The organism is Streptomyces sp. NPDC006450 (genome assembly GCF_040612195.1).
In the GTDB taxonomy this organism is placed as follows: domain Bacteria; phylum Actinomycetota; class Actinomycetes; order Streptomycetales; family Streptomycetaceae; genus Streptomyces.
The window spans coordinates 1-4,024 of sequence record NZ_JBEXPT010000230.1; the positions used below are offsets into that span (position 1 = coordinate 1).

3 protein-coding genes are annotated in these 4,024 nt (G+C 70.4%); 2 read left to right on the top strand and 1 reads right to left on the bottom strand.

The features are described from left to right. Positions 1-28: 28 nt before the first annotated feature. The gene (locus ABZY57_RS32205; RefSeq protein WP_356518006.1) at positions 29-490 is read right to left on the bottom strand and encodes a DUF3237 domain-containing protein; all 462 of its coding nucleotides are present in this window, start codon (positions 488-490) and stop codon (positions 29-31) included. 348 nt (positions 491-838) lie between these two features. Here ABZY57_RS32205 and ABZY57_RS32210 point away from each other — a divergent pair, with 348 nt between their 5' ends. After that, positions 839-2,485, top strand: a complete 1,647-nt coding sequence (locus tag ABZY57_RS32210; protein ID WP_356518008.1) for an ABC transporter substrate-binding protein — start codon at positions 839-841, stop codon at positions 2,483-2,485. A 29-nt stretch (positions 2,486-2,514) separates the two neighbouring features. Beyond that, positions 2,515-3,969: an amidase gene (locus ABZY57_RS32215; RefSeq protein WP_356518010.1), complete on the top strand. Its 1,455-nt coding sequence runs from the start codon at positions 2,515-2,517 to the stop codon at positions 3,967-3,969. The last annotated feature ends 55 nt before the right edge of the window (positions 3,970-4,024 follow it).

Genomic DNA, 4,024 nt, shown 5'->3' on the forward strand with positions numbered 1-4,024 from the left:
GGCACGCCGAACGCCGGCCACGCGCCTCCTACCTGAGCGCGTACATGCGGATGACCACGACGTCCTCCCCCTCGGGGCGGGCGAGGCCGACGAAGACCGTCTCCGCCAGCCAGCGATGGGCGGGCGCGTCCGTACGGAAGACCGGCGAGGTCCGGTAGTAGTGGCCTGCCTCCGAAACCTGCAGGTCCCCGTCGAACTGGTCCGGACTGCCGGCGTCGGGCCGGTAGAAGCCGCGGTTGACGATGTCGATCACGGCGCCGTCGTCGGTGCGGAGCAGGTAGCGGGCCTCCAGTTCGCAGACCTCTCCGCGCGTGCTGCTCCAGTCGCCTCCACCGGGCAGGACTTCCCCGCGCAGCAGGGGGCCGTCCACGCTGCCGCCGACGATGGGGGTGAACTCGGTGACCTCGCCGTCACCGTGGCCGATGTGGAGCGTCTCCGTCACCTTGGCGCGGATCTCGAACGCGAAGTCGAGGGCGGGTGTGAAGGGCATGTGGGTTCTCCGGTTCCGGGAGCGGGGCGGCATGTGCGTGCTCCGCGAGTCGAGGGCGGGCGAAGGTGGCGATCGATCGGACGTCGCCCGCGGAGGGCGGTGCGGCGACCGCGGACGCATGTCGTCACCGCTGGTCAGCGGGACGCCTGCTGCCGAAGTGCGCCGTACGGGCCGCGGCCGGGTCCGGTGAGATCGCCGGGCCTTGCTCTTGACGCACTAGCTGACCAGATGCAAGCGTGACATGCAACAACGTTATATGACGTTCGTTTACGACGACGCGTCGGCGTTCCTCGCCCCTCGCGAGCGTCCCTCCTCCTCCCTCACTCCTCCCGGCAAGGAGCATCAGCCATGGCTGCGAACAAAACGGTGCTGACGGTGCTCACCAGCGTGAGTCTGCTGGCCGCCACGGCCTGCACCGCCTCGTCGGACGGCGGCGGCACGACGCCCCGGACCGAAGGCCTCACCGCCACCACCACGCCCGGGAACGCCGAGATGGACCGCGTGACCTGGGCACTTCCCTACGGGGAGCCGACGACCCTGGACCCCGCCAAAGTGGGCGACTACTCGCCCCAGACGGTCGAGGCGAACCTCTGCGACACGCTGACCCGCATGAACGCGGACTTCTCCCTCGGTCCCGGGCTCGCCCGGAAGGTCACCTGGACCGACGACCGCACCCTGGTGCTCGACCTGCGCTCCGACGTCAGGTTCTGGGACGGCTCCCTCATGACGCCGCAGGACGTCATCCACAGCCTGGAGCGCCAGAGGGACCCGAAGACGCAGGGTCTGTACGGGAACTTCCTGGCGGCCGTGACATCGATCAAGGCCACGGGCCCGCACCAGGTGACCCTGCTGACCAAGACGTACGACCAGACGCTCCCCAAGGCGCTCTCCACCTCGTTCGGCGCGGTGAACCAGAAGGCGTACGCCGAGCAGGCCGGCCCCGCCTACGGCACCGCCCAGGGCGGCCTCATGTGTACGGGACCGTTCGAGCTGGGCTCCTGGAAGTCCGGAAGCAGCATCACGCTCGAGCGCAACACGTCCTACTGGGACCCCGGGCTGAAGCCGAAAGTGCACCAGCTCGTCTTCCAGTTCATCACCAACAGCAACACACTGACCAGCGCACTTCTCTCAGGCGAGGTGGACGGCACCTACGAGCTGCCGCCCAGCAGCGCCACCGCGCTGGCCAAGGCCGACAGCGGCACGATCCACCTCGGCCCCTCGACACAGAACGTGTTGCTCATTCCCGGGAACGCGGACTCTCCCGCCGCCGACCGCCGCCGTCTGGACGCGCTGTCGCACGTCATCGACCGCGACGCGCTGATCAGACACGTCTTCGGCGGCGACGCGGCCCCGCTGAAGTCGCTCGTCCCGCCGCTCACCTGGCACGGGGACAAGGCCGCCGCCCGGTTCGACGCCGCGTACGCAACGCTGCCCTCCGTCGCGAAGCCGGACCTGGCACAGGCCAAGAAGCTGGCCGAACAGGCCGGCCCGCTCTCCCGCCCCCTCGTGGCCGCCATTCCCGCCGGTGACCAGCGCGGACTTCAGGCACTGACGTTCATCCAGGCCGCGGCGAAGAAGATCGGAATGGACATCGAGATCAAGCAGCTCCAGCCGACCGAGATGTCCTCCCTGTTCTACGACCCCTCGGTCCGCAAGAACCTCGACCTCATCCTGACCTTCGGTTACGTCACCATGCCGGACCCCGCCTCCTACGTGGCCGAGATGGTGACTCCCCGTGGCATCTTCAACTGGACGAACTACGACAACCCCGACGTCACCCGACTGCTCGCCGAGGCCCGTACCTCCACCGACCCCGCAGCGTCGGCCGAGGCGTACTCCGAGGCCCAGGCCCTCTTCACCCCCACCGTCCCGGTGGTCTACCTGGCCACCACGCACGAACGGACGTTCATGAGCAAGCGTGTCAGCGGCGCACCGACGTCCTTCGCCTACATGGGCATGCCGTGGGCCGCTCACCTCGGTGGAACCGGCAAGTGACCTTCAAGCCCTCACCCAAGGAGACGACGATGACCGACACCACTGGCGACAGGCCGCTGTGGGACCGCACTGCCGGCGAGCTGGCCGCCGGGATCCGCGCGAAGACCTTCTCCGCGACCGAGGTCGCCCGGGCGTTCCTCGACCGCATCGACGACACCAACCCGATGCTCAACGCCCTCGTGGACATCCGGCCCGAGGAAGCACTCGCGCAGGCCGCCGACGCTGACGCGGCGGTCGCCGCCGGCAAGGACCTCGCGCCCCTGCACGGCGTCCCCGTCTCCACCAAGATCAACACCTCCCAGCGCGGATACGCCAGCTCGCACGGCATCCCGGCCTGGGCCGGAGCCGTCGCGGAGGAGGACGCGGCCTGCATCGCCGCGCTGCGCGATGCCGGCGCGACGCTGCTCGGCCGCAGCAACAGTCCCGCCTTCGCCGTCCGCTGGTTCACCGGCAACGACCTGCACGGCACGACGCTCAACCCGTGGCACAGCGGCCACACCCCCGGCGGGTCCTCCGGCGGCGCCGCCGCCGCGGTCGCCGCCGGGATGACCCCGATCGCACAGGGCAATGACATCGGCGGGTCCGTCCGCTTCCCGGCCTACTGCTGCGGCGCGGTCGGCCTGCGCCCCACGATGGGACTCGTCTCCGGCGTGGAGCCGCGCGGGGCGGAAGAGTTCGACAGCCCCATGTCCTTCCAGACGATGGCCGTCCACGGACCGCTCGGCTGGACCGTCGACGACGTCCGGCTCGGGCTGCACGCCATGGTGACGCCGGACCTCACCGACCCCGTCGGACTTCCGGTGCGCCCGCCCCTGGGCGAGCCCGGCCGGGTCAAGGTCGGCCTCGTCCGCGGCGTCGCCATGGCCAAGCCCCACGCCTCCGTGAACGCCGCCCTGGACGACGCTGCCCGGTGGCTGAGCGAGGCCGGGCACGAGGTGGAGGAAATCGAGCTCCCCCTCCTCGGAGAGGCGGCCCGGCTGTGGTCGCTTCTGCTGTACCAGGAGCTGCGCACGATGATGTCCGAGATCGAGCGCTTCGGCGACGACACGGTACGCATCTCGCTGGCGTCCTCCTTCGCCGCTGCCGCGGAGACCTGGGGCCAGCACCCCACCCTCGACACGTACATCAAGGGATACGCCCGTCGCGGCACCCTCATCAGCCGTCTCCAGCAGTACCTGGGCCAGGACCGGATCCTCCTGACGCCGGTCTGTGCCGAGCCGCCGTTCGAGCAGGACGCCGACCTCGCCGGCGACGCCCGGGTGAGCGAACTGCTGGCCGCGCAATGGCCCATGCAGGCGGTCCCGGTGCTCGGATTCCCCGCCATGTCCGTGCCGACCGGAATCCGTGACGGGCTGCCCTCGGGCGTGCAGCTGATCGGCGGCCGGTTCCAGGAAGACCTGCTGCTCCACGTCGCCACGGCGATCGAGAACCGGGCCACCCGTACCCGGCCCACCCTCTCCCGGGCGCAGGCGCAGACCGGCTGACCGCCCGCTCCGCAGCCCGTCGACGGTGTGCCCCGGCAGTCTCCGAACTGCCGGG

Coding starts and splice junctions, on each gene's coding strand:
- ABZY57_RS32215 (WP_356518010.1), top strand. CDS start 2,515: ATGACCGACACCACTGGCGACAGGCCGCTGTGGGACCGCACTGCCGGC.
- ABZY57_RS32205 (WP_356518006.1), bottom strand. CDS start 490: ATGCCCTTCACACCCGCCCTCGACTTCGCGTTCGAGATCCGCGCCAAG.
- ABZY57_RS32210 (WP_356518008.1), top strand. CDS start 839: ATGGCTGCGAACAAAACGGTGCTGACGGTGCTCACCAGCGTGAGTCTG.